At 57.6% G+C, this 4814-nt stretch carries 3 protein-coding genes; all 3 read left to right on the forward strand.

From position 1 onward, the window contains the following. The coding region (locus tag HKN37_05525; protein NNE46104.1) for an ATP-binding protein at positions 1-417 on the forward strand (417 nt) is incomplete at its 5' end. A gap of 120 nt (positions 418-537) precedes the next feature. Next, the gene (locus tag HKN37_05530) at positions 538-2877 is read left to right on the forward strand and encodes a DNA topoisomerase IV subunit A (protein ID NNE46105.1); all 2340 of its coding nucleotides are present in this window, start codon (positions 538-540) and stop codon (positions 2875-2877) included. Positions 2878-2904: 27 nt separating this feature from the next. Beyond that, positions 2905-4814 (forward strand): type IIA DNA topoisomerase subunit B (locus HKN37_05535; protein ID NNE46106.1); only part of this gene is annotated, 1910 nt, incomplete at its 3' end.

Genomic DNA, 4814 nt, shown 5'->3' on the forward strand with positions numbered 1-4814 from the left:
GCCGTTCCTGTTCGACTCGAGCATGTCGAGATCTCTCGTCGGCGCGACGTGATTGTCGTGTGGGTCAGATCGAGTGATCAGAAGCCTCACTACCTCGTCCGTCCTGGCCACCCGTCGATGCGCCCGAAGGCCTACGTGCGCGTACAGGACAAGAGCGTCGGTGCCAGCCGCGAGGCCGAGAAGCTCATGCGTGACAAATCTCGCGATGACGTGCTATTCGAGTTTGGAGAGAAGGAGCACACCCTGATGCGGTATCTGGAGACCTACGGCCGGATCACCGTCGAACAGTTTGCAAGGGTAGCCAATATCTCGAGAAAGACTGCTTCACGAACCCTCGTCATCCTGACTCGGGCGGAGATACTGATGCTCCACCCGACCGAGCGGCAGGACTACTTCACGGTCGCCGATCGTGCGTAACCTTGTGTCGCGGTGACCACCTTTGGTCTCTCTTTTTGAGATCGCCGGGCTTGAACTAATTCGAGTGGCAAGTGTTAACTTTCTGAGTCCGTTGTTAGCGCCGTTATTGCCCCACCACCCATGCCCGTCGTAGACGTCATTCCGCTGCACGAAACAGCGAGAGAACGGTACCTCAACTACGCATTATCCGTTATTACGAGTCGGGCTCTGCCCGATATTCGCGATGGCCTGAAGCCTGTCCAGCGGCGAATTCTCTACGCGATGTTCGCCAACCTGCGGCTCTACCCGGATGGGCGGCATCGCAAGAGCGCGACCGTCGTGGGTGAGGTGATGGGCAAGTACCACCCGCACGGCGACACCGCGATCTACGACGCCATGGTTCGGATGGCACAGGATTTCTCGCTGCGGGCACCCCTTGTTGACGGCCAGGGTAACTTTGGCTCGCTTGACGGTGACCGCGCCGCTGCAATGCGATACACCGAGGCGAAGCTTCGACCCCTCGCGATGCGACTGCTGGACGAGATCCGGCGGCAGACAGTAAACTTTCGGCCGAGTTTCGACGGCACGCTCAACGAGCCGGTTGTCCTGCCGGCGCAGTTCCCGAATCTGCTCGTGAATGGAGCAACGGGCATCGCGGTCGGAATGGCGACCAACATCCCGCCTCATAATCTGGGAGAAGTCGTCGCCGCGGCGATCCACCTGATCGGAAAGCCGGAGGCGCGCATCAGCACCCTCGTCGACAAATATATTTCCGGCCCCGATTTTCCGACCGGTGGGCGGATACTGAATGACCGCGAATCGCTGGTTAGGGTCTATGAAAGCGGGGAGGGTCCGATAGAGATCCGGGGCGAGTACAAGATGGAGGGTAAGACCCGAATCATCATTCACTCGGTGCCCTACGGAAACACAAAGGCCAGCCTGATCGAATCCATCGCCGAGCGAATCCTCAAGGGCAGTGTCCCACAGATCGTAGATATTCGTGACGAGTCGACGGATGAAGTGCGCATTGTTCTCGAGCTGAAGAGAGGTGCCAATCCCGACGCCGCCATGGCCTATCTGTTCAAGAGGACATCGCTGCAGACCCGTTTCCATGTGAACATGACGTGCCTCCTCCCGAATGCAGGCACTGACGTATGCACGCCCTCCAGGGTGAACCTGCGGACTGTTCTGCAAGAGTTTCTGGCGTTTCGGCTGGACGTGGTTACACGGCGACTCGAATTCGAACTGTCGCAGCTTGAAAAGCGAATTCACATTCTGCAAGGCTTCGAGAAGGTTTTCGACGCCCTTGACGAAGCGATCCGACTTATCCGATCAGCCGAGAACAAGGCGGATGCTGCGCAGCGACTTATGCATCGATTCCAGCTTGACGATGTGCAGGCGGAAGCCGTCCTCGAGATCAAGCTGTACAAGCTTTCCAGGATGGAAATCGGTGCGATTCGCGATGAACTCAAAGATAAGGAGAAGCTTGCCGCAGACATCCGCAAGCTGCTGGGAGATGAGGATGCGCGATGGCGCCTGGTGAAGAAAGAGCTGAAGGCGATCAAGAAGGAATTCGAGACTGCGCGAAAGACAACAATCGGCGGGCCCGACGACCAGCATGAGTACTCGGAAGAAGACTATATCGTCGATGAGGACTATGCAGTGATCGTGACGCGAGACGGGTGGGTGAAGCGACAGCGCTCGTACACCGATCTGGAAAGTATACGGGTCCGGGAAGGCGACGAAATTGGCTGGGTCCTTCCCGGTTCGACGCGGGCGGCGGTCTGCATTCTCACAAGTTTCGGTCGCGCGTACACGACGCGCATCGACCAACTGCCCAGCACAACCGGTCACGGAGCGCCCATCCAGAAGTTGTTCGAATTCAGGGACAAAGAACAGGTTGTTGGCGTCGTGTCGCTCGACGAGCGTGTACTGCCCGACGTGTCCATCGAGCCCGACGCGGAACCCGAGTTGTTTGAGGACGATGATCCGGATGGCGACACGACCGGACCACACATCGTGGCAGTATCGTCTGCAGGACTATCTGTGCGGATTCCAGTTGACTCTTACAGCGAGCCGTCAACAAAGAACGGCCGTCTGTTCATGCGGCTTGCCAAGCGTGACGTTGTGGTCGGTGCTGAAATCTCCGGCGGAGACGAAAACGTGTGCCTGGCCTCGCGCAACGGAAATGTGCTGATTTTTCCTGTGAATCAGATTTCGACGGTCAAGACGGCGGCTAAGGGCGTGATCGCGATGCGGCTTTCGAAGGGGGATCACGTGGTCGGATATCGGCTGGCCAGTGCGGCGCGGCAGGGCCTTGAGGTCGAGACGTCGCGCGGTCGCCGCGAGGTAGTGAGAACAACAAAATTCAGTGTCGCGAATCGCGGCAACAAAGGTCGATCCATCATCAAACGAGGTGGGATCAGTCGTGTTTTGCACGAGCCCATCGAAGTAAGGCTGAACGGCAAGAACAAACAATAGCACGTAGAATCGCGGCGCGCAGATCCCATGGCGGAGGTTTTGGCAAAGACATACACCGGCAAAGACATCCAGGTCCTTGAAGGTCTGGAGCCGGTTCGGAAACGTCCGGGCATGTACATCGGAGGTACAGGCAAGCCGGGGCTTCACCATCTGTTGTGGGAGATTGTTGACAATGCCGTCGATGAGGCAACGAACGGCTTTGCCACGACCATAGATGTGATTCTACATGCAGATGGGAAGAGCATCACAGTGACCGACAACGGCCGAGGCATCCCCGTCGACATCCATCCGAAAAAAAAGATTCCGACGCTGCAGGTGATCATGACGACGCTGCATTCGGGCGGAAAGTTTGACAATACGAGCTACATCACGTCCGGTGGACTGCATGGCGTGGGTAGTTCCGTTGTGAACGCGCTATCAGCCGAGCTGCGGGCGACGGTGAAGCGTGATGGCAAGACCTATGAGCAGCGATACAAGCGGGGCAAACCGACGACCAAGCTAAAGGTCGTAAACGGTAAGTCGCGTGGCACGGGAACAAGCATTTTCTTTCGGCCCGATGAGAAGATTTTCGACGCGGTAGAGTTTGACGCAGATCTCATTAGAGAGCAACTCGACGTCAAGACCTACCTCAACAGCAGTCTGCGCATCGCGTTCCGTGACGAGAAGAACAAGGCGAAGTATGAGTTTCATCATGAGGGCGGAATTGCGGAGTATCTGACGAAGGTACTCGCGGACCGTGGGCTCCGCTCGTCGCACGCGGAGCCGTTCCTGGTAAAGGAGGGTAGGCTGGAGAACGGTGCACGGCTTGAACTCACACTTCAGTGGACGGAGGCTCCAAGGGAGGTCATCATATCGTTTGTCAACGGAATTCCAACGGTGGACGGCGGCACGCACGAGCAAGGGCTGAAAGACGCTGTCAGAAGTGCGGTGCGGTCGTACATGGACACGCACGGACTGATGCCGAAAGGCGTCGACATCACGGCCGACGATATACGCGAGGGACTGGTTGCGATCATCAACCTGTACATGGTCGAGCCGCAATTCCAGGGACAGACGAAGGAGAAGTTGAACAACCCCGAGGCCCGGTCGCTGGTCGTCGGCAGCCTGCGCCTGAACCTTGAACAGTATCTGAACGCTCATCCCTCGACGGGCGAGGCCATTGCGACGCGTGTGATCCAGGCGGCCAGAGCGCGAATGGCCAGTCGGGCCGCGGCACGCGCGGTGCGGCGAAAGTCCAGCATAAGCCACCGGTTGAATCTTCCGGGAAAACTGGCCGATTGCTCCTCGACCAATCCGTCCGAAAGCGAGTTGTTTATCGTGGAGGGTGACTCGGCCGGCGGGTCCGCCAAGCAGGGGCGGGACAGGAAGTTTCAGGCCATTCTTCCGTTGCGCGGCAAAGTGCTGAACGCACAGCAGGCGTCCCTGAGCAAGGTGCAGGCTAACAAGGAGCTCTCGAACATTGTGGAGGCGCTCGGCTGCGGCGTGGGGGATAGCCTGAACCTCTCGCGGTTGCGCTATCACAAGGTCGTGTTGCTGATGGATGCAGACTCCGATGGCCACCACATTTCGACACTTCTCCTGACGTTTCTTTACCGGTACATGCGTCCATTGATTGACGATGGGTTTGTTTTTATTGCGCAGCCCCCGCTGTACCGTCTGGATGTAGGAAAGGAGACGTTCTGGGCGCTCGATGAATCGGACAAGGAAGAGATCATTGCGCGACTTCGGAAGAAGAGGAAGGATGTGAAAGTCGAGATACAGCGATTCAAGGGGCTGGGCGAAATGATGCCGGCGACATTGAAAGACACGACACTTCACCCGGACAAACGCCGGCTCCTGCAGGTCAAGATTGCGGAGGAGGATCGGCTTATCACGGAGAACACGATCAGCGATCTGATGGGAAAGGACTCGTCACCACGGTTTGCATTCATTATGGA

The organism is Rhodothermales bacterium, from assembly GCA_013002345.1.
Lineage (GTDB): Bacteria > Bacteroidota > Rhodothermia > Rhodothermales > JABDKH01 > JABDKH01.